This window comes from Chitinophaga japonensis (genome assembly GCF_007830125.1).
In the GTDB taxonomy this organism is placed as follows: domain Bacteria; phylum Bacteroidota; class Bacteroidia; order Chitinophagales; family Chitinophagaceae; genus Chitinophaga; species Chitinophaga japonensis.
On the sequence record NZ_VLLG01000003.1, the window covers coordinates 1 to 20,078 of the forward strand.

Annotated in this window: 18 protein-coding genes and 1 rRNA gene; 14 read left to right on the plus strand and 5 right to left on the minus strand. The window is 49.0% G+C overall.

The window, feature by feature from the left end; genetic code table 11:
- The first annotated feature begins 202 nt into the window (after positions 1 to 202).
- Positions 203 to 314, plus strand: a 5S ribosomal RNA gene (rrf, locus tag LX66_RS08950).
- A gap of 60 nt (positions 315 to 374) precedes the next feature.
- On the opposite strand, the gene LX66_RS08955 is transcribed toward rrf, so the two are convergent.
- Both LX66_RS08955 and LX66_RS08960 read right to left on the minus strand, forming a co-directional pair.
- On the minus strand, positions 375 to 1,199 hold the full coding sequence (locus LX66_RS08955; RefSeq protein WP_145712118.1) for a hypothetical protein: 825 nt from the start codon (positions 1,197 to 1,199) through the stop codon (positions 375 to 377).
- Between the two features lie 42 nt (positions 1,200 to 1,241).
- Complete coding sequence (locus LX66_RS08960) at positions 1,242 to 2,270, minus strand: LacI family DNA-binding transcriptional regulator (RefSeq protein ID WP_145712120.1); 1,029 nt, start codon at positions 2,268 to 2,270, stop codon at positions 1,242 to 1,244.
- A gap of 241 nt (positions 2,271 to 2,511) precedes the next feature.
- On the opposite strand from LX66_RS08960, the gene LX66_RS08965 reads away from it, so the two are divergent.
- The 4 genes from LX66_RS08965 to LX66_RS08980 all read left to right on the plus strand — a co-directional run bounded on the left by LX66_RS08965 (position 2,512) and on the right by LX66_RS08980 (position 6,415).
- On the plus strand, positions 2,512 to 2,793 hold the full coding sequence (locus tag LX66_RS08965) for a hypothetical protein (protein WP_158642584.1): 282 nt from the start codon (positions 2,512 to 2,514) through the stop codon (positions 2,791 to 2,793).
- 27 nt (positions 2,794 to 2,820) lie between these two features.
- Positions 2,821 to 3,750 carry an RraA family protein gene (locus LX66_RS08970; protein ID WP_145712124.1) on the plus strand — a complete coding sequence of 310 codons (930 nt, stop codon included), beginning with the start codon at positions 2,821 to 2,823 and terminating at the stop codon, positions 3,748 to 3,750.
- 115 nt (positions 3,751 to 3,865) lie between these two features.
- Complete coding sequence (locus LX66_RS08975) at positions 3,866 to 5,323, plus strand: mandelate racemase/muconate lactonizing enzyme family protein (protein ID WP_145712126.1); 1,458 nt, start codon at positions 3,866 to 3,868, stop codon at positions 5,321 to 5,323.
- A gap of 15 nt (positions 5,324 to 5,338) precedes the next feature.
- A complete protein-coding gene (locus LX66_RS08980; RefSeq protein ID WP_145712128.1) occupies positions 5,339 to 6,415 on the plus strand; it encodes a bile acid:sodium symporter family protein in 1,077 nt (358 codons plus the stop codon).
- Here LX66_RS08980 and LX66_RS08985 read toward each other — a convergent pair.
- Entirely contained in the window at positions 6,408 to 8,990 is a 2,583-nt protein-coding gene (locus LX66_RS08985; RefSeq protein ID WP_244620351.1) for a zinc-dependent metalloprotease, read from the minus strand. The two genes, LX66_RS08980 and LX66_RS08985, sit on opposite strands and share 8 nt — an antisense overlap.
- A 668-nt stretch (positions 8,991 to 9,658) precedes the next feature.
- Between LX66_RS08985 and LX66_RS08990 the strand changes: the two genes are divergently transcribed.
- From LX66_RS08990 to LX66_RS09025, 8 genes are all read left to right on the plus strand, one after another.
- Entirely contained in the window at positions 9,659 to 10,522 is an 864-nt protein-coding gene (locus LX66_RS08990; RefSeq protein ID WP_145712132.1) for a MotA/TolQ/ExbB proton channel family protein, read from the plus strand.
- Between the two features lie 67 nt (positions 10,523 to 10,589).
- Positions 10,590 to 11,252, plus strand: a complete 663-nt coding sequence (locus LX66_RS08995; RefSeq protein ID WP_145712134.1) for an ExbD/TolR family protein — start codon at positions 10,590 to 10,592, stop codon at positions 11,250 to 11,252.
- Between the two features lie 71 nt (positions 11,253 to 11,323).
- Entirely contained in the window at positions 11,324 to 11,923 is a 600-nt protein-coding gene (locus tag LX66_RS09000) for an ExbD/TolR family protein (RefSeq protein WP_145712136.1), read from the plus strand.
- Between the two features lie 47 nt (positions 11,924 to 11,970).
- Positions 11,971 to 12,807, plus strand: coding sequence for an energy transducer TonB (locus LX66_RS09005; RefSeq protein WP_145712139.1), 837 nt, complete (start codon positions 11,971 to 11,973; stop codon positions 12,805 to 12,807).
- Positions 12,808 to 12,891: 84 nt separating this feature from the next.
- A complete protein-coding gene (gene mnmE, locus LX66_RS09010; RefSeq protein ID WP_145712141.1) occupies positions 12,892 to 14,274 on the plus strand; it encodes a tRNA uridine-5-carboxymethylaminomethyl(34) synthesis GTPase MnmE in 1,383 nt (460 codons plus the stop codon).
- Between the two features lie 262 nt (positions 14,275 to 14,536).
- On the plus strand, positions 14,537 to 15,508 hold the full coding sequence (locus LX66_RS09015) for a helix-turn-helix domain-containing protein (protein ID WP_145712143.1): 972 nt from the start codon (positions 14,537 to 14,539) through the stop codon (positions 15,506 to 15,508).
- Positions 15,509 to 15,612: 104 nt separating this feature from the next.
- Positions 15,613 to 16,746: a site-specific integrase gene (locus tag LX66_RS09020; protein ID WP_145712145.1), complete on the plus strand. Its 1,134-nt coding sequence runs from the start codon at positions 15,613 to 15,615 to the stop codon at positions 16,744 to 16,746.
- 83 nt (positions 16,747 to 16,829) lie between these two features.
- Complete coding sequence (locus LX66_RS09025; RefSeq protein WP_145712147.1) at positions 16,830 to 17,189, plus strand: helix-turn-helix domain-containing protein; 360 nt, start codon at positions 16,830 to 16,832, stop codon at positions 17,187 to 17,189.
- A gap of 165 nt (positions 17,190 to 17,354) precedes the next feature.
- On the opposite strand, the gene LX66_RS09035 is transcribed toward LX66_RS09025, so the two are convergent.
- Positions 17,355 to 17,876, minus strand: a complete 522-nt coding sequence (locus LX66_RS09035; protein WP_145712149.1) for a hypothetical protein — start codon at positions 17,874 to 17,876, stop codon at positions 17,355 to 17,357.
- A gap of 132 nt (positions 17,877 to 18,008) precedes the next feature.
- Positions 18,009 to 18,527, minus strand: a complete 519-nt coding sequence (locus LX66_RS09040) for a nuclear transport factor 2 family protein (RefSeq protein ID WP_145712151.1) — start codon at positions 18,525 to 18,527, stop codon at positions 18,009 to 18,011.
- A 1,072-nt stretch (positions 18,528 to 19,599) separates the two neighbouring features.
- On the opposite strand from LX66_RS09040, the gene LX66_RS09050 reads away from it, so the two are divergent.
- Positions 19,600 to 19,956 carry a hypothetical protein gene (locus tag LX66_RS09050; protein WP_145712155.1) on the plus strand — a complete coding sequence of 119 codons (357 nt, stop codon included), beginning with the start codon at positions 19,600 to 19,602 and terminating at the stop codon, positions 19,954 to 19,956.
- Positions 19,957 to 20,078: the final 122 nt, after the last annotated feature.

The window sequence follows — 20,078 nt, forward strand, 5'->3', positions numbered from 1 at the left end:
TACGGGTGGTAACATCCTCAGCCGAGTAGTACTAATTGCCCGTAAGCTTTAATTTTATTAATATATTTTGTATACAACTTCCCGATATGTATTTAAGCAGCAAGCGCAAGGCAGCAAGCAGAAAGCCACAGATAGCGAAGCAAACATTCGCCCTGATAGCTTTATGCTTCGTAGCCTTCAGCGTTGAGCTTCTATAAGATTTTATGGTGGTTATGCCGAGGGTGTTCACCTCTTCCCATTCCGAACAGAGAAGTTAAGCCCCTCATGGCCGATGGTACTGCACCACAATGCGGGAGAGTAGGTAGCCGCCGTATTTATTAAAAAAGGTCCCGATCGTATGATCGGGACCTTTTTGTTTTTATACCGCTCCGCTTTTAACGGTCCTTTTTCCGGAAATCATCATACCAGTGCGCGATATTAATGGAAGCCCCCATCCCCACCGCTACCGGCTGAAAATATTCATTCACATCATAACCGCTGTACGTATCATCATCCACCGGCAGGGAGAACAAGAACTGCATCTGGAACTTCACGTATTTATAGCCCACCCTGAATGTAAAAGCCGGCTCAATAAAAGCACGGGTCTTATCGCCGATCTTGCTGAAATTGTCCCGCCGGTTGCTGTCATCTTCAAACACCTTGTTGCCCAGCGACAGGCCATAGAAGTTCAGCACGGATACCCGGCTGCTGAACGCGGCCTCAAACACCGGGTGCACAAAGCCAATGCTCGGCTGCACAAAGAATTTGCTGAAGCGCGTCTTTAAAAGGTAGTCGTTAACATTACCCGTTGAGCCATCACCGTTATAGGCGGCGTCCAGCGTTTTGAAACGGCCGCTGCCAAAGCCTACATAAGTGTCAAATACCATCCGCTTCTTCAGGTCCAGCGGCTGGAAAAAGCCCACAGCGCCTTCAAATACGCCGCCCCGCGTGTGCTTGTCTACAAACAGGTCATTGTCATTGCTATCATTATCGTTATCCAGGTCAAAACGGTATACATACTGCCCGTTGGCCATAATGGCCACTTTATTGGCTATGGCAAAGGCCGCCTGGTAATTGGTAGGTGACACGCTGCCCTTGAACTCGTACTTTTCTTTCAGTAAGGGCGCATTCACCGTATTGGGTACATAAATGTGCTTGTTGCAGGAGGCCATGAAGGCGCCGGCTGCAAGCAGGCAGGGAATCAGTAGCTGTTGCTTCATGTTGTAGGTTTTACAGTTATAGGTACAGTTGTTATTGTCGGCTTATGATAACCGGGTGGACTCCCTCGGGATAAGCTCCACCGGGAATACAAAATTCTTGGTCACTTTGATGGTATCATCCTGGTGATTGATCAACTGGACGATCGTTTCCACGGCCTTTTGCCCCATCTTGTAGCCGGATTGTTCAATGGTAGTGAGGGAAGGTGTGATAATGCGGGAGGATAGGTCATTGGAATACCCGACCACTTTTATCTGCCCGGGTATGGCAATGTTCCTGCGCCGGGCTTCCTGTATGAAAGCCACAGCGGAAGTATCGTTGGCCGCAAAAAGCCCGTCTGGTAAAGGTTTGCTGGTCAGCAGCTCCTGTGCGGCGGTAGTGGCGGCATCCGTGGTAAGATTATGCACATACAGCAACTGCTCGTCAAACGGGATCTGGTATTTGGCCAGCGCCGCTTTGTACCCCGCCAGCCGATGCTGGTACAGGTTACAGGTGAGCACGCCGGAAAAATGCGCGATCCGTTTGCATCCCTGCTTGATCAGGTGCTCCGTGGCCAGGTAGCCGCCGGTAAAGTCATCACCGGTAATGGAATAGCCCGGGAAATCCACCGGCACCCGGTCATAGAACACCAGCGGGATGTTATTCTTGATAAAAGGACTGAAGTGCTCGTAACTGGTGGTGAACATGGAAGCCACTGCCAGCAATCCGTCTACCCGGAGGGAGAAAAAGGTGTGTACCAGCTCCTTTTCCATGGCCACCGTCTCGTCGGACTGGCCGATCATGATGCTGAAGCCGTATTTGTGCGCCTCGTGCTGTATGCCGCTGATAGCCGTGCTCTGGAAATACATGGAAGTACGCGGTACGATCAGCCCGATGATGTTGGAGCGCTTTTTCCGCAGGCTGGAGGCGATCCAGTTGGGTACGTAGCCCATTTCTGCCGCCGCCTTCTGCACCTTGCTCCGGGTCTCGTCATTGATCAGCGGGTTGTTCTGCAGCGCGCGTGATACGGTAGATGCAGACAGGTTCAGCGCCTGTGCAATATCATATATGGTGATCTTACTGCGTTCTTTCACTTTTTGAGGCTTCAGGTGAGAAAATAATAGGCGATATTAAGCAATTTAAATTACAATTGAAATTTCATTCCGGTTGCAATCTGGCCCTTGTTGCACTAAATGAAAGCCGCAACGATCAAAAATGATGAGCGGCCTTGACAAAACAAGTAATTATTCCTAATTTTTACTTCTTATTATTCATTCCGCGGAAAAACTGATTACCCGCTCCTCAAGGTCTTGCGCATGAATGAAACAGACGCCATTGCCGGACTTAAAAAGGGTGAAGAAGCGGCCCTGCGCCAGTTATTCGGGCTGCTTTATCCACGTTTATGCCACTTTGCTCAGGGGCTCCTTCATGCCTGCCTCAATATTTTCAGGCACCAGCGTGTGGTCCGTCAGCATGCCGCCGGTGAAGATGCAGCGGCGCCGAAGCGTACGCCAACTGGCGGCGTACAGGCTGCCCCGTTATTCCGGCCAATACCTGCCCTGCGCCGGCGCGGGAGGCGATGAGCAGAGCACCCGCATGTGGCAGGATGTGCAGTAGCAGCAAAAAAGCAAAACGTAGATATATATGAAGCAACTATTCGCTTATTGGCTCCTGCTATGCTTTTGCCTGTCAGGCACGGCAAAGGCGCAGCAAATAACCCTCACCCCCGCACAGCTAAAAGCGCTGACCCCGGAATGGAAAGGCGCCCGCTCGACGGATGGCCGGCCCCAGGTGCCCGATGCCCTGTTGCAGCGCCTGCAAAACATATCCATTGAAGAAGCCTGGGGCATCCTGCGCAACCGCGGCTATCACAACCAGTTTGAAGGGGACTGGATGCTGCTGCGCCCGGACCAGGTGATGGCCGGCCGGGTGGTAACGGCCCAGTACATGCCCCTGCGGCCGGATATGGACCAGTTGATAAAAGATAAGGGCAAGTCCGAAGGCCGTATCGGCGGCACCAACTCCTGGCCCATAGATGTGCTGCAGAACGGCGATGTATACGTGGCGGACAGCTATGGCAAAATAGTGGACGGCACCCTGATAGGCGATAACCTGGGCAACTCCATTTACGCCAAATCGAAGAAAGGCGTGATCTTCTACGGCTCCGTACGCGATATGGAAGGACTGGAGGAAATAGACGGTTTCACGGCCTGGGTCAAAGGGTATGACCCCTCCTATATACAGCAGATGATGCTGACCGGCATTAATGTGCCCATCCGTATCGGCCGGGCTACAGTGCTGCCCGGCGATGCCGTGCTGGCCAAAAAAGGCGGCGTCATATTCATACCGGCCCATCTCCTGGAAGAGGTGGTGCTGAGCGCCGAGTTCATTGCCCTGCGCGACCAGTTCGGCCACCAGCGCCTGCGGGAAGGTAAGTATACGCCAGGGGAGATAGACACACAATGGACGGACACCATCAAAAATGATTTCCTGCAATGGCTGGATACGCAGGGCGACAAGCTGCCCATGAGCCGCGAAGAGCTGGACAAATTCATGAAAAACAGGACATGGTAATAAAATGAAGTCTGAAGCAGGAGGTAGGAAGTACGACTACTAACCTCTTGCTTTCTTTATCTTATTTCACACTTCTTACTTCATACTTCTTACATCTTACTTCAAATTTCCTACTATGCACACTCCATCACAAAAATTCCTTTCAAAATTAGGCCTGCGGGAGCCCGCCGCAGATCATAACACGCCCAACAACGTGAACGACCGCCGCTCCTTTTTAAAGAAAACGGCGCTGGGCGGCCTTACCCTGGGTGGCTTTATGTTTACCCCGCTGGGCGATACGTTAGCGCATGCTACCTCCAAAGTGAACCGCCATTCCGCGCCCTCCGATCTGAAGATCACGGATATGCGGTACGCTGTAGTGATGAACTCCACGGGGCGCTGCCCGGTAATACGGATAGACACCAACCAGGGCATTTATGGCCTGGGAGAAGTGCGGGACGGCGCCAGTTGGCGTTATGCCATGTTCCTGAAAAGCCGTATCCTGAACATGAACCCCTGCAACGTGGAAATGATCTTTAAGCGCATCAAGCAGTTCGGCTTTCATGGTCGTCAGGGAGGCGGTGTATCCGGCGTGGAAATGGCGCTGTGGGACCTGGCCGGCAAGGCCTATGGCGTACCGGTATACCAGTTGCTGGGCGGCAAGTACCGAGACCGGGTAAGGCTGTATGCCGATACGCCGGAAGTAGAGGACGCCGGTCAGTTTACCGCCAAACTGAAAGACCGCCTGGAGAATAAGGGCTATACCTTCCTGAAAATGGATTTCGGCATTGAGCTGCTGAAGAACACGCCCGGCGCGCTGGTGAACAATAATTTCTGGGACGTAGGCCGGCAGTGGACCAATGAGCCCATGACCTATGGCGCTACGGAGCACCTTTTCACGCAGGTGCAGATAACGCCCAAAGGACTCGACATCCTGGCGGAGCGCATTGCCAGGGTGCGCGAAGCGGTAGGCTATGAAATACCGCTGGCCTCCGACCACTACGGGCATTTTGATCATAACAACGCCATCCGCCTGGGCAAAGCGGTAGAGCCTTACCGCCTCGCCTGGCTGGAGGACCTCATTCCCTGGAAATTTACCGAGCAGTGGAAACAGATCACCAGCGCCATTGATACACCTACGCTTACCGGCGAGGATATTTACCTGAAGGAAGAATTCATAAAATTGATAGATGCGCATGCGGTGGACCTGGTGCATCCCGACCTGGCCACTGCCGGCGGTATCCTGGAAACGAAACGTATCGGCGACTATGCGGAGGAAAAGGGCGTGGCCATGGCGATGCATTTTGCCGGCCTGCCCATTTCCTTTATGGCCAACGTGCACTGCGCCGCCGCTACCCAGAACTTTGTGGCGCTGGAGCACCATTCCCTGGACGTGCCGTACTGGAACAACCTGGTAAAAACGGACCAGCCTCTCATAGAAAAAGGCTTCGCTATTGTACCGGACAAACCGGGGCTGGGCATTGAGCTGAATGAAGAGGAAATGAAACGGCACCTGGCCCCTGAAAGCAAGGACTGGTTTGCCCCCACCCCGGAATGGGACCAGGACCGTTCCTGGGACCGGTTGTGGAGCTAAAGCATTATCTATCGTATGAACAGATCTATTTATAAACTATCCTGGTTCCTGGCCCTGGCGGCGCTGGTGGCCTATATCATCATTACAGTGCTGCAGCTCCATACCGCCGGCGGCTGGCTGCTTATGCTTTGCTTTGCATCGCTGGCGCTGGCATTCAGGGGAAGCGCGGCGCTGAAAGGCTTTTCCTACACGGTCATGATCTTTGCCGCCGTAAGCCTGGCTATGTATTACCCGCAGCATTTCATACAGGTAGGGGGCTTTAAATTGTCGAAGCTGATCGTGCCGCTGCTGCAGATCATTATGTTCGGCATGGGCACGGGACTGAAGTGGGCGGATTTTGAGCAGGTGGTGAAGATGCCCCGCAGCATCGGCCTGGGTATTGTTGCGCAGTATACCATTATGCCGCTGATAGCGCTGTGCATTACCTGGATGTTTGATTTCCCGCCGGAAATAGCCGCCGGTATTATCCTGGTGGGTAGTTGTCCCAGCGGACTGGCATCCAATGTAATGTCCTACCTGGCCGGCGCCAACCTGGCCTTGTCTGTGTCTATAACGGTGATGGTTACACTTTTGTCGCCGGTGATCACGCCCCTGTGGATGAAAATGCTGGCCGGCCAGTTTGTGGAGGTAGCGCTCTGGCAGATGATGTGGGACATTATACAGATCGTGATATTGCCCATTATACTGGGCTTGTTGTTCAATCATTTCCTGCATGGCCGGTTCAAATGGCTGGATGATGCCATGCCTTTGCTGTCCATGGCAGGTATAGGGCTGATTATCGTGGTGATCACCGCCAGCGGGCGGGATAGCCTGCTTACCGTAGGGCCCTTGCTGGTGCTGGCCACCCTGCTGCATAACCTGAGCGGTTATTGCCTGGGCTACTGGGGCGCGCGCCTGTTCCGGTTGCCGGAAAGGGATTGCCGCACCATTGCGCTGGAAGTAGGTATGCAGAACGGCGGGCTGGCTTCCGGCCTCGCATTAAAAATGGGCAAGCTGGCCACCGTGGGGCTGGCGCCGGCGGTCTTTGGTCCGTTGATGAACATTACCGGTTCGGCGCTGGCCACGTGGTGGAAAGGGAAGAAGATCACTTAGGCTCCAGCGCGGTATTGATGCGCTGTACCAGGTCGTTCAGGTGGTAACGGCTCATATTGTCCGGCATGGCAGCCGCCGCGTTGCGCAGCTCGTTCCTGAGCGTGGTCAGTTGGGCGCGGGCAATGCTGCTCACGTCTGTCCGGGTAGGATCGGCCGGCGGGTTACCGAACAGGATGATGGTATTGGTGCCGCCGCTGCTGCCTGGCGAGGAGCCGGGCGCCAGTAGCTCCGTAAGATGTCTTACATAAGCCTTTTGCAGGTTCCTGCGGAAAATGTCGATGGAGCGGTGGGCATACACTTCGCTGAAAATCCCCTTTTTCAGGTCGTTCAGCATGTCCGTGGCCTGGTAGGCTTTGCTGCCTTCCATAGCGGCGGTGTTCAGCAACTTGTTCAGGGTATGGGAGCTGAGCAGCTTTTCCAGCACCGGGTCCTGGCGGGTCATGACAACGGTGGTGGCCAGGCTGCCGGTACGGCTCAATATTTCATTATCCAGCAACCATTTAGGTGTTGTGAACAATTGCTGGTTCAGGAAGCGGATGGCGGCCTGCTGGGTAGCCTTTGGTACCGGCATGTACACTGCGCCTTCCTGCTCCACGGTTTTAGGCGTTTCGTAGATACCGCCCACGTTTTTGGCTACATGCCCCATATAGCGCCCGTACTGGCCCGCCACTTCCCGGTACATTTCGCCCAGGTTACCATATCCTTCGTTGGACTCACGGGTCCAGGCCATCAAGTTGGGCATCAGCCGCTGCAGGTTTTTAATGCCGTAGTAGCTGGCTTTCATGGCATCATCGCCCAGGTCCTCGTTCTGCGAACGGGGATCATCCGGGTTGCGTTCCGTGCCGAACCAGTACCGTTTGTCTTTCAGCCGGTTAATGGTCCACTTGTTCAGCGTAGCCTTCTCTGCTTCCGGGCTGGTGGCCCCGGTTATCTGCCGGTATCCCCATTCAATGGCCCATTTGTCGTAATAATTAATGCGGGGGTACAGGTCCGTACCGGTAATGCTGTCCTCCGGCTGCGCCACGTAGTTAAAGCGGGCGTAGTCCATAATGGAAGGCGCATGCCCGTTCTTTTCCACCCAGGCCTTGTCGCGCAGCTTTTCTACCGGGTAGGCGGAGCTGGCGCCGAAGTTATGCCGCAGGCCCAGGGTATGGCCTACTTCATGGGAGGACACAAAGCGTATCAGCTCCCCCATCAGCGTATCGTTAAATTCCATAGTTCTGGCCCGGGGATCGTTGGGCGCACATTGTATGAAATACCAGTTGCGCAGCAGGTGCATCACGTTGTGATACCAGTTGATATGGCTTTCCAGTATCTCGCCGGAGCGGGGATCATGCACATGGGGGCCGCTGGCATTGGCGATATCCGAAGGTTTGTACACGATGGCGGAAAAGCGGGCGTCCTCCAGCGACCAGGTGGAATCTTCTTCCGGGGTAGGCGCCATTTTAGCCAGGATGGCATTCTTAAAGCCGGCCTGCTCAAAGGCTGCCTGCCAGTCGTTTACCCCCTGCATCAGGTAGGGCCGCCATTTGGCGGGAGTGGCAGGGTCTATATAAAATATGATGGGTTTCTTGGGTTCCACCAGCTCCCCGCGCTGGTATTTTTCCCGGTCTTCCTCCCTGGGCTCCAGCCGCCAGCGGGTGATCATCTGCAGGCGTTTTACGCCCTGCGGATCGGCATCAAAGTCCGTAACGCTGGTGGTAAAATAACCGATGCGGGGATCAAAATATCGGGGCTGCATGGGCACTTCAGGCAGCAGCACCAGGGAGCTGTTCAGCTCCAGGGTAGCATTGCCTCCCGGCCCGGCGGGCGGCATACCGGGCCGGCCGGGGCCTCCGCTTTTGGCATAGGTTTTCACTGTTTTGATCTCCGTATTGATCGGGTAGGAGCGGATGTCCACCACGTAGGATTTATCGGGCTGCATGCCTCCCAGGCGCAGGCCGGTTTTCATCCGCTGGTCAAAGAACAGGATATCGTTGTCACCGTTGATATAATCCGTCATATCAATGATGCAGCCATTCTTCTCTTTGGAGAATGCCTTGATGTCAAATGCCGCCGCAATGGGCTGTATATTGGAGTTCATCACTGCATGGAACATGGGCTGGGTGCTGTCCCTGGATATTTCGCTGTAGGAAACGTTTTTCAGGAATATGCGGTTGTTGGGTCCTTTCTCAAAGCGGATCACGTTCTCCCCTATCAGGTCGCCGCTGTAGCCATAGAACATGGCCCGCAGCCCGGCGGCTGATTTGGAGATGCGGTTTACCACCAGTATGTCCCGGCTTAGCAGGGAATCGGCAATTTCGAAGTAGAGTTTATCCTCTATTTTATAAAAGTTAAAAAGGCCGGAGTCGCCCCGGGTGCCTGCGGGGATCAGCTCCCCGAACTGTTTGGGATGCCCTTTGGGCGTACCTGGCGGCGGCATCATAGGCGGCCTGGCGCTGGAGTCTTTAACGGCGGCTGGTACAGGCTGTTTTTTCTTTTTCCTTTGTGCGGAAACGGTGCTGCAAAAGACGGTGCTTATACAGAGCAGGCCTATTGTGACCGTAACAAATCTGCTTTTTACATGCATATTCATAGGGCGCTTGATCTTCCGCTACCTCCTTATTTCAGGTAGCTGGTTGCAAATAAATATATAAAGCAGTAACTTATCAGAAAATTCCATAAGCGCTTCAATTCCCGTAGGAATGGAAAGGGAGTGGCAATGGGCCGGTATATTTATATTATTTTTATTGTGCATACATAAGCGCTAAGCAGTACCTTCATTGCAGGGGAGTGCCGGGCGCAGGGCCGGAGAAGGTAAGGGATTGGCCGGGCAGACAACTCAAAAGCAGCTACTGTAGCGGAAGGCATTTAAAATATGATACGGATAAAATTTGTTGGAACATTTAAAAATTTCCTTAAATTGTGCGTCCAACATTGAAAAAAAATCAATAAATTTCGAATTTCAAGGACAGTAACATAGGGGTGAGAACACCATTAGACGTTACTCATTTGTGAATAAAGTGTATGCTCAATTAATTAGGAAAAGAGAAGCCCCCAATAGCGGGGCTTTTGTGAAGAGGTTAAATTTTGTGAGATTTTTTGAGCAGCACTTGTTTTTTTACGGCAACCGTATAATATTTGCGAATTGCGTTATTGTAGTTACCACATTTAATTGGCTGTGACTTATATTCAAATAAATAACAACAAACGGAAATACTAAAAAAACCATAGTTTAATTTTTAACACTAAAATTCAATCAACATGGCTGAGACTAAAACAACTGTGACTGCAGCTGCTGCCAAGACGACGTCTTCATCTTCTCATCAACCTAAAAAGTCATCCAACCTGTTAGCACTGTTGGCTGTACCCATTTGCTTAGCAATAGCGATTCTCTTTTACATATTCGTATTGGGTAATCCTGCCAACTTTCAGGGAGGCGTTGTAGGCGGGCATCCAGTTGAGGAAGGCATGGGTAAATGGTTTGGCACAGTTTACATGGGAGGCCCTGTAGTACCGGTTCTGATCTCAATTCTGTTAATCTGCTTAACTTTCGTAATTGAGCGTACACTGTACCTGTCCAAAGCAAAAGGTAAATTCAGCGGCGCTGAGCTGGTAAGAAAAGTACAGTATCACCTGGCTAACAAAAATGTAGATGCTGCATTGGCTGAATGCGACAAGCAGAAAGGCTCTGTAGGTAACGTAGTGAAAGCCGGTCTGAAAAAGTACAAGGAAATGATCACCAACACTGAGCTGGATACTGATCAGAAGATCCTGACCATCAAGAACGAGATCGAAGAAACTACCGCACTGGAACTGCCGATGATGGAAAAGAACCTGGTGTTCCTGTCCACTATCGCTTCCGTAGCTACCCTGGTAGGTCTGTTTGGTACGGTATTAGGGATGATCAAAGCGTTCTCCGCAATGGCAACCGGCGGTGCTCCTGACTCCGCTCAGCTCGCAGGTGGTATCTCCGAGGCCCTGATCAACACCGCCCTGGGTATCGGTACTTCCGCTATCGCCATTATCATGTACAACTACTTTACCACCAATATCGATAGCATCACCTATGCTATTGACGAGTCTGGCTTTACTTTAACTCAAAGCTTTGCTGCCAACCACAAATAATCCGGATTTTTTTGTGGAAAACCAGCGGTTTTGAATCTATTTAAAGTGAACCAAAAAAGGAGTAAAGATGCCTAAAGTTAAAATGGCCCGTAAGAGCACGTTGATCGACATGACGGCGATGTGTGACGTAGCGTTCCTGCTGCTCACCTTCTTCATGCTGGCAACGAAGTTCAAACCGGATGAGCCCGTAACCGTGGTCACTCCGTCCTCCATTAATACCAAGCTGCTGCCCGATTCTGATATCATATTATTGACGGTAGATGCGGAAGGCAAGGTATTTTTCAGCATGGACGGCCAGCCAAAACGTAAAAAGTTGATTGAAGACCTGAACACCCAGTTCAAGCTGGGCCTGGATCAGCAACAAATGAATAACTTTGTGGTGGGTGCCAGCGTGGGCACTGATCTCAAAGATCTGAAGACCTACCTCTCCATGAAACCGGATGAGCGTAAGGCGTCAGGACTGGAAAAGGGAATCCCCACGGATTCTGCCAATAATGAGCTGGAAACCTGGATCAACTATGCCAGAACTGCGCAGGGCGGTAACCCCCGGCTGCAGTATTGTATTAAGGCGGACAATGAAACGCCTTATCCGAAGATAGACCAGATCATGCAGACCTTTAAGGACCTGAAGATCCAGAAACTGAACCTGGTGACCAACCTGGAGGCCATACCCCCCGGTACGGCCGCTGCACAGGCCCAGGACGGTCCTGGTAGCACGGAAGAACATTAAACTATTAGTAAATGGCAGGCATTTTCTGCGGAAAGCGCGCTGTCTATTGTAAACCAAAAAATTAAGCTACTATGGCAGAAATGGATACCAGCAGTAGTGGGGGTGGAAAAAAACACCAGGGAACGAAATCCAAAAAGCTTTCTACCCGTGTGGATATGACGCCCATGGTGGACTTAGGTTTTCTCCTGATCACCTTCTTCATGCTGACCACTACCATGGCCAAGCCCAAAACCATGGACTTGATCATGCCGAAGGATACGGAAGACGAGAAGGAGCAGAACAAAGTGAAGGAGAGCACGGCCCTTACTATATTGCTTGGAAAAAATAACCGGGTATTTTATTACGAAGGTTTGGCGCAGGATCCGAACGCATCCTCCGATCCTGAATTCTTTCAGGCTACCACCTTTGCCAACAAAGGCGGTATACGGGATGTGATCATTAAGAAAAGGGATGAAGTAGCGCAGCTTAGAAACGCAAAAGGCGAGCCCGAAGATGTAGTGGTGATCATCAAAGCCAATGACGGCGCCACTTACAAGAACTTCGTGGACATACTGGATGAAATGGCTATCAACCGCATTCAGCGCTATGCTACTGTAGACATCAGTGAACAGGATAAACAGTGGATCCAGCAAACGGTATCGGCTAATCCTGGAACTGGTGGCGCTCAATAATTTGTGGAAAATTCAAATTTTTTGCATCCACCTATAAAAAAACGACAATGGATTCTGCAAAAATACTACAAGCCGATTTTCTGGACATCCTGTTCGAGGGCAGGAATAAGGATTATGGGGCTTATGAACTAAGACGAAAATACGAGAAACGGGTGCGTAATGCTCTCCTGGGCACGATGGCCGTTGCTCTGCTGACCGTCGGTGGGTATGCTGTAAGTAACATCATCAGGGGAATCGAGGCTAAGAACCCGAAGAAACCCGTTATAGAGCAGATAAAAATGGAGGATATCAAGCTGCCGGACGATCCCAAGACGCCGCCGCCCCCGCCTCCGCCGCCTGCTCCACCCCCGCCGGTAAAACCTTCTGTGAAATTTACACCGCCTGTCATTAAAAAGGACGAGGAGGTACCACCGGAGGAAGAACCGCCAAAAGTGGAAGAAATAAAGGAGAAAGCGGTAAGTACCAAAACGATGGAAGGTGATCCCAACGGTATCGACCCGGGATTGCTGGAAGACAGTAAAGGTACCGGTGTGGTAGAAGCGCCGCCCCCGCCTCCGAAAGAAGAGATCTTTACCTTCGTGGAACAGCCGCCTACCTTCCCCGGTGGAGAGGAAGCGCTGGCCAAATACCTGAGCAAGAACATCCGTTACCCGCGCGTGGCGCAGGAGAACGGTATCTCCGGAACGGTGTTCGTTCAGTTCGTGGTAGACTCTGAAGGTACTATCAAGGACGTAAAAACAGTAGGCGCCAAGAAAGGTGGCGGCCTGGAAGAAGAAGCGATACGTGTGGTGAAAGGGATGCCTAAATGGAAACCTGGCAAGCAAAACGGCCGTCAGGTATCCGTGCAGTTCAACCTGCCCATCCGCTTTACTTTGCAGGAGTAGTACTGTTGAAACAATATTCCATACATTCCTCACCGGTGACACTGCCGGTGAGGAATTTTTATTTATACTATATTGCCGCATCTTATGGCAGGTAAACATACAGCATACGACGAAACGATTGTGGCGCTGGCCACCGCCCCGGGAATAGGCGCTATTGCCGTGATACGGCTCAGCGGGCCGCAGGCTATTAGCATCTGCAACACCATCTTCCCTGCTAAGGACCTGGAGCGGCAGGCCAGCCATACCCTGCATGTAGGGAATATTGTATCCGGTGGCAGGATCATAGACGAGGTAGTGGTGAGCCTTTTTAAAGGCCCCCGATCCTATACCGGGGAGGATGTGGTGGAGCTGTCCTGCCACGGCTCACCCTATATACAGCAACAACTGATAGACGCCTGCATACAGGCCGGCGCGCGCCTGGCCAAACCGGGAGAATACACCATGCGCGCCTTCCTGAACGGCAAGCTGGACCTGGCGCAGGCAGAGTCTGTAGCCGACCTGATCGCCAGCCACTCCGCCGCCAGCCACCAGACGGCGCTGCAGCAGATGCGCGGCGGCTTTTCCAGGGAGCTGCAGGCGCTGCGGGAGCAGTTGATCCGCTTCTCCGCCATGATAGAGCTGGAGCTGGATTTCAGCCAGGAAGATGTGGAGTTTGCAGACCGCAGCCAGTTGTACGCGCTGATCAAAACAGCGATGGAGGTGGTACAGCACCTGGCGGACTCCTTCCGGATGGGGAATGTGATCAAGCACGGGGTAAACACCGCCATCGTGGGCAAGCCCAATGCCGGCAAATCCACCCTGCTGAACACCCTGTTGAACGAGAACCGCGCCATTGTTAGCGATATTGCCGGTACTACCCGCGATACCATTGAAGAGGTGCTGAACATACAGGGCATCCTGTTCCGCCTGATAGATACCGCCGGTATCCGCGACAGCGTGGACACCATTGAAAGCATCGGCGTGCAGAAAACAATGGAAAAAATAAAGGAGGCCGGCGTAGTGATCTACCTCTTTGATGTGAATGAGCTGACGGCTGCCGATCTGCAAAAGCAGGTGCAGGCCTTTGAGCAGGAGCAGGTCAACTACCTGCTGGTGGGCAATAAAACAGATCTGTTGGGAATAGCAGCCGCGCAGGAAAAGTTCCGGGACATCCCGGGCATCCTGTTCATCTCCGCCCGTAATCATGAACATATTAATACCCTGAAGGAGCAACTGGTGCAAAAAGTAATGTCCGGCGATATTAATACAGAAGCCACCATTGTTACCAATGCGCGTCACCATGCCGCCTTGCAGGCGGTCATGCAATCCCTGCAGGATGTGCAGGCCGGTATGGATAACGGGCTACCGGGCGACCTGCTGGCACTGGATATACGAAGGTGCCTGCATTATTTGGGAGAGATTACGGGAGAGATTACGAATGAGGACCAGTTGGATTTTATATTCAGTAAGTTTTGTATTGGAAAATAAACGCCTCAAAAACATCCAAAAACAAGCAAAGGTAAAACAAGGAAAAGGGCTGTAAATCAAGGTTTACAGCCCTTTTTCGTACCTGTTATGGTTTTGGTTGTTTACGGTTTTTTTCGGTAAATTTGTTACTCATTTGGTACTCAAATCCGATCTTTCAATGAAATTTGAAAATTGGGGAAACTGGTTGTCTTAGGTAACCTTAAAATATCTTAATGATCCTTAAGTTACCTAAAATGGGGGAAATGAGCTTAAAACTTTGAATATGTCATCAAACATCCTCGTTGACCGTATATGTGAATACTGTGGAAGAACGTTCCAGGCGAAAACCACCGTCACCAGGTACTGCAGTCACACCTGTAACAAACGGGGCTATAAGGCTATAAAAAGGGGGGAAAAGATACAGGTCATAAAAAAAGAAGTGGAGGCCGTGAAAAGTAAGCCTATTGAAAGTATCCTTTCAAAGCCGGTACTCAATGTGAATGAAGCTGCGATGCTTATCAATTTTACTAAGCAGGGTATTAACAAAATGATCAGGAGCGGCAGGCTAAAGGCCCGCAATTTTGGTATCAGGCAGACGAGGATCAGAAGGGAAGATCTGGACGCGCTATTTGAACTGCCGGAAGGTATCGTTCCTTTGGGACAGAAGAAAATAGAGGAGGAACAATCCTGGCCTTACCAGACAAGTGAATGTTATACCATTATCGAAGTGCTCGACAGATATGATATAACCCCGCCCACCCTGCAGAAAATTCTAGCGGAAAATAATGTAAGGAAGCAGCGGGATGGTAGAAATGTGCTGGTTCCAAGAATGGTAGTTGATGAACTACTGAAAGATTTCCACCCTAAAGAGGATATTGGGATGGCACCTGATCAGCTGGTGCCTTTAAATCCGTTAGACTGTTATACCATCCGGCAAGTTGAGCAACTAATAGGAAGGTCCGCTACTTCGGTCTATTACGGTATTGTAAAGAGAGGCATACGCAAAGAGCGGATCGGGAAGGAAGTTTATGTACCAAGGGTGGATGTAGATAAATGGAGGGCTGAACTGCTTCGAGAAATGGAAATTGAAGAAAAGTATTCATTGGATGAACTCAGTAAATTAATGAAGCGGTCAAGAACCAATATTGATGAAATATTGAGGAAGCATGGTGTTGAGAAGATCAGGGGAAAGAAGAAGGTATATGTGGCTAAGCGTGACGTAGATCATTTAATTCCATTGTATAAGATCCGTTAAAATCTCCGTAACGTTTCAAGTTACCCTGCGTAAAATTTGCGGAGGATGTTTTAAAGGATTCATTTTTATTATCATTGTTTGTCGGATGAATGAGAGGATAAGAAATGAAGGTTAAGTTGCGAAGAAAGCCGATCAGTAAGGGGCGCATGTCCTTATATCTGGATATCTATCCGCCGGTACCTCATCCGGCTACGGGAAAGATTACGCGCTATCAATTTTTGGAGCTGTTTATCTATAAAAGACCCCAAAACGAGCTTGAGAAAAGGCATAATAAGGAAACCCTGGAACTAGCTACGCATATTACCGCGAATAAGCAACTGGATGTACAAAATAAGCGATATGCTTATATTCCAGATTCTATGCTGGATAAGAACTTTATTGATTTCTTTGAAAGTCTACGTGACGAACGGAAGGAATCGAATCATGAGGTTTGGAAGAACGCAATTATGTATTTTAAGGATTTTACGGGCGAGTTTCTTTCCTTCCGGCAGATCAATGAAACCTTTTGCGAAGAGTATGCCGATTATCTTAAAAAGCGACCCGCCCTGGGAAATTATAAAAAACCTATCAGTAGAAATACAGCGGTTTCCTATTTCAGAAAATTCAAATTTGCACTGAAACAGGCGTTCAAGAAGAAATATCTATATGAGAATATCGGTGAAATTATAGATGGTATAAAAGAGCTTGAAACATTCCGTGAGTTTCTATTTCAGGATGAGCTCCAGAATCTGGCGGACACGTCATGTGTTGACGATGTCAGAAGAGCATCGTTGGTGTCTGCTTTAACGGGCCTGCGGTATTCTGACGTCAGCACGCTTTACTGGTCGGAAATACGTGGCGGTCCAGGAAATTATTATATCCAATTCAGACAGGAAAAGACCAGAGCTGCAGAACATTTGCCGGTGGCAGATGTTGTGATAGAACTCCTTGGTGAACCAGGTGAGTGGGAAGAACGTGTTTTCTCTGATCTAAATTATAGCCGTGTTAGGTATTGTCTGGATGATTGGGTCAAGCGCGCAGGAATCAAAAAGCATATTACCTTCCATTGTTTCCGACATACCTTTGCGACATTGCAGCTTGCCGCGGGCACCGATATATTGACAGTATCCAAAATGTTAGGGCACAAGAGGCTTGAAACCACGCTTATATACGTTAAGATTGTAGACAAGCTCAAGAAAGATGCAGCACAGCGGGTGCGTCTTGATATTACGAAGCTTAAAATCAATATGGCGGCATAACTTCCTTTGTATATTTTACTTAGGTTGCAAAGGGGTATTTTAAGTAGCTTTGGATCATTGGTATAGAATAATGTGTGACAGATATGGATAGGAGTATTGAGGAATTGAACGGTAGGGTGGAAGAGCTCCATAGTAAAATTGATGGGTTAACTTCACTGATCCAGAAAAGCATCTCTGAAAGATCAGGAGAGTCCAATGAGACACTGAATGTTAAGCAGGTTGCCTCGCTCTTGGGGATCAAAGAGCAAACCGTTTATGACAAGGTTTATAAGAAGCAACTTCCTGCTTATAAGAAAGGCAAGCATTTATTGTTTTACAAAGTTGAGATGGATGAATTCATTGCATCAGGGAGACTACTCCCATCCGCTGACATGACAATTGCGGCTGAACAGTATTTGCGACAGAAAAATATGAGAGATAGGGAGCGAAAACGATTGGCATAAAAAAGGAGCAAGGCCCCTGAACTAGGGAGGGTAGCACCTCAAGCCTTGCCAGCTCTATCTGGTCCTGGAGGACATTGATCATGGCAAGACCAAAGCTAGAAGCCCGTAAACGAACGGCATTTGTGACAGGTTTAACCGGGTCGTTCAGAATGAGTTTTATGCCATTTATTTATTTTCCATCAACTCAAAGATCAAGTTGACAATGGCCTCCTTATTCAGTTCGGGAACATCAGCAGACAAAGCCTTGCTCACTGTTACTTCAGCACCGATTCCGGGAGCGGTAAAAAATATGGTGTTGCTGGTCCCGAAAAATGTTTTCATAGTTACTTGATATAGGTATCCTTTCAGTTTGTCAGCACGGGGATCTTTAATTTCCGTTGCACCTAGTCCTTCCAATACCGGGGCCTTTCTGGATAATACTTCATCATCCTCATTGTGATAAAAAGACACTGTGAAAGCATGCAATTTTGGTGAGTTTAATGATTGTGACTTTGGTACCCTCCATTCGTAACGGACCCCCTCTTCATCCGCCATGCTATCTGTTTGCTCAAGGCCGCTGACATAGGCTCGTACGTGTTTTGCGACGGCTGCTTCCGTGGGTAACTTGAACTGTTGGGCCAATACAGAAAAGGAAGAAGAACAAATGAGGAGAAATAGCGATAATAGTTTGGTCATCTTGTGTTTCATTAGAGAAATTTTTTCAAAATTAATTTCTACGTCATTCAAAAGCAATACTGGAAAACCTGTATAATATATTGCCTGTTCTCCGGTAGATAGCAGATAAAAAAAAGGAACAAGCCTTGCCGTCTACGGCGGTAGTTATCTGTTTCTCTCCGGTTCGGGTGAAATATTTTCTTGTTCCATCGAAAATATGACACTTGTGATTTTCCATTCATTGTTTATCTTGACAAGCCCCCAAGACTCTTTTCCCCATAACCCTTTTTTTCCCCCGGCCCAGAAGCTAAAGTCAAATGTAACCGAAGCGATGCTGCCGTCTGTATCGATATCAACGTTGTAAAACTTCTCTTCTTTTATAGATCCTTTGGTTGTGCTTCTGAACCAAGTTTTATAATCGGCTACTTTGTAATCCAATGCACTACTATCTTTTTCCAACCTTCTTCGTTGAGTTTTTTCTTTATATACACCTACCCAAGTTACATTTCCCTCATAAAACAGATTGTAAAGACTGACGCTGTCTTTTGTTTTTAGACTATTCATAAACGTATTCAGCACTTCATTCAATGCTATTCTATCTTCGTCCAGTTCTGGTTTGTCCTGGGCGTACAAGGCATTAAAAACCAAAAAACAAAATCCAATAGTCAAAAATATTTTTTTCATATGCTGTACATTATTTTAATTATACTACATTTTTAATTCTGTATTTCAACTGCCACCAATGCTTCGAAGCATAGTGTCCGGATGAAGAATTTCTGCTGAATTTTCCGTCATCAGCCTTCCTGACTCAGCGATCCTGGGTTGTTAGCAATGGTTATTTCCTTCTATAATTTAAAAATTCGTTATAAAAACGTCCTCTTTGTCCCGTCTTGAAAATTTGTCCTTTTTATATATCAGTTATTGTGCGGAAATTTAATGAATTAATATATACTTTTCGATGATAGAAGAAGGGAGTAAAATTTCCGTCTATATTATTCTGCTAAGGATGTGTCTACCATTTAAACAAATCACGTTCACATTGGGGCACACTTAGCAGCAAACCCCTATCTAGTATATCTACATGTGGAAAGATAGCTTTCACACGATAGCACGTTCCGCGTATTTGGATTTAACAGATTCCCGTAGCCTTCTTGGTTGCGTCAGTGTTCTTTCTATTAAGTAGTGTAACTTTCATCAGCATTCAATTTGTATAATATTGCGAGTTTGAAAATAAGCTGATGTAAGATAACCTATTGCCTTCTTCCCAGAAGAATGCGAGGACTTAGTTATCTTTTTGGAGGCATTACTTCTACACAAAAAGGTTGCAATATCTCTTTAAACAGACTAGCATGCACGAGGTAAAAATCTTCAACTGTTAATTTGGGGATCGGCCTGCCGACTTCCCACATATATCTACCGGTTGGCTGCCTTTCCCTACATACGGCTTCCGCTATCTCCCTAAACTGGTAAGCATTCGTCATGTGAATATTGGGCTCGATCACCCTTCCGTCTTGGCAGATAAACGACATTTTCCTGATTTTATAAGACTTCTTCATACTTGTAAAATAACTTTTTACAAGTATACTAACTTTTTTAGTATTTTAGTGTGTGAAAATTATTCCCATCAAATAAATAGTTTTTTTACACCAACCTGGTGTTAACACAGTCTTTGGAAAGAGTTGTACCTACCACCCAGACTGATGACTCTCGCACTTCTATATCCTAACAGGCATCAACCGACACAGGTGTACCTACCATGCTAATAGATGGCTTTCACACCTGCAAGTACTTCTATAACGCCACCATTACCGGTGTACCTGCCATGCAAATAGATGGCTTTCGCACCGGTTTTGTGGGAGAAGATCCCGAAGAGAAGGGTGTACCTACCATGCAAATAGATGGCTTTCACACCCTCGTTGAAAGAGGTTATTGCGACGGACAAGGTGTACCTGCCATGCAAATAGATGGCTTTCGCACCGGTTTTGTGGGAGAAGATCCCGAAGAGAAGGGTGTACCTACCATGCAAATAGATGGCTTTCACACCCTCGTTGAAAGAGGTTATTGCGACGGACAAGGTGTACCTGCCATGCAAATAGATGGCTTTCACACCTAATTTCACCCCGTACCTAGTTATCGATCAGGTGTACCTGCCATGCAAATAGATGGCTTTCACACCTCTAACGTTGCACTGCCTATCCGTTCCAGTGGTGTACCTACCATGCAAATAGATGGCTT

What these genes read in the sequence shown, in the direction of transcription:
- LX66_RS09040 (WP_145712151.1), bottom strand. Translation starts at nt 18,527, where the DNA reads ATGAAAAAAATATTTTTGACTATTGGATTTTGTTTTTTGGTTTTTAAT.
- LX66_RS08995 (WP_145712134.1), top strand. Translation starts at nt 10,590, where the DNA reads ATGCCTAAAGTTAAAATGGCCCGTAAGAGCACGTTGATCGACATGACG.
- LX66_RS09025 (WP_145712147.1), top strand. Translation starts at nt 16,830, where the DNA reads ATGGATAGGAGTATTGAGGAATTGAACGGTAGGGTGGAAGAGCTCCAT.
- LX66_RS08985 (WP_244620351.1), bottom strand. Translation starts at nt 8,990, where the DNA reads ATGAATATGCATGTAAAAAGCAGATTTGTTACGGTCACAATAGGCCTG.
- mnmE (WP_145712141.1), top strand. Translation starts at nt 12,892, where the DNA reads ATGGCAGGTAAACATACAGCATACGACGAAACGATTGTGGCGCTGGCC.
- LX66_RS08990 (WP_145712132.1), top strand. Translation starts at nt 9,659, where the DNA reads ATGGCTGAGACTAAAACAACTGTGACTGCAGCTGCTGCCAAGACGACG.
- LX66_RS09015 (WP_145712143.1), top strand. Translation starts at nt 14,537, where the DNA reads ATGTCATCAAACATCCTCGTTGACCGTATATGTGAATACTGTGGAAGA.
- LX66_RS08975 (WP_145712126.1), top strand. Translation starts at nt 3,866, where the DNA reads ATGCACACTCCATCACAAAAATTCCTTTCAAAATTAGGCCTGCGGGAG.
- LX66_RS09020 (WP_145712145.1), top strand. Translation starts at nt 15,613, where the DNA reads ATGAAGGTTAAGTTGCGAAGAAAGCCGATCAGTAAGGGGCGCATGTCC.
- LX66_RS09005 (WP_145712139.1), top strand. Translation starts at nt 11,971, where the DNA reads ATGGATTCTGCAAAAATACTACAAGCCGATTTTCTGGACATCCTGTTC.
- LX66_RS08955 (WP_145712118.1), bottom strand. Translation starts at nt 1,199, where the DNA reads ATGAAGCAACAGCTACTGATTCCCTGCCTGCTTGCAGCCGGCGCCTTC.
- LX66_RS09050 (WP_145712155.1), top strand. Translation starts at nt 19,600, where the DNA reads ATGCTAATAGATGGCTTTCACACCTGCAAGTACTTCTATAACGCCACC.
- LX66_RS08970 (WP_145712124.1), top strand. Translation starts at nt 2,821, where the DNA reads ATGAAGCAACTATTCGCTTATTGGCTCCTGCTATGCTTTTGCCTGTCA.
- LX66_RS09000 (WP_145712136.1), top strand. Translation starts at nt 11,324, where the DNA reads ATGGCAGAAATGGATACCAGCAGTAGTGGGGGTGGAAAAAAACACCAG.
- LX66_RS08980 (WP_145712128.1), top strand. Translation starts at nt 5,339, where the DNA reads ATGAACAGATCTATTTATAAACTATCCTGGTTCCTGGCCCTGGCGGCG.
- LX66_RS09035 (WP_145712149.1), bottom strand. Translation starts at nt 17,876, where the DNA reads ATGAAACACAAGATGACCAAACTATTATCGCTATTTCTCCTCATTTGT.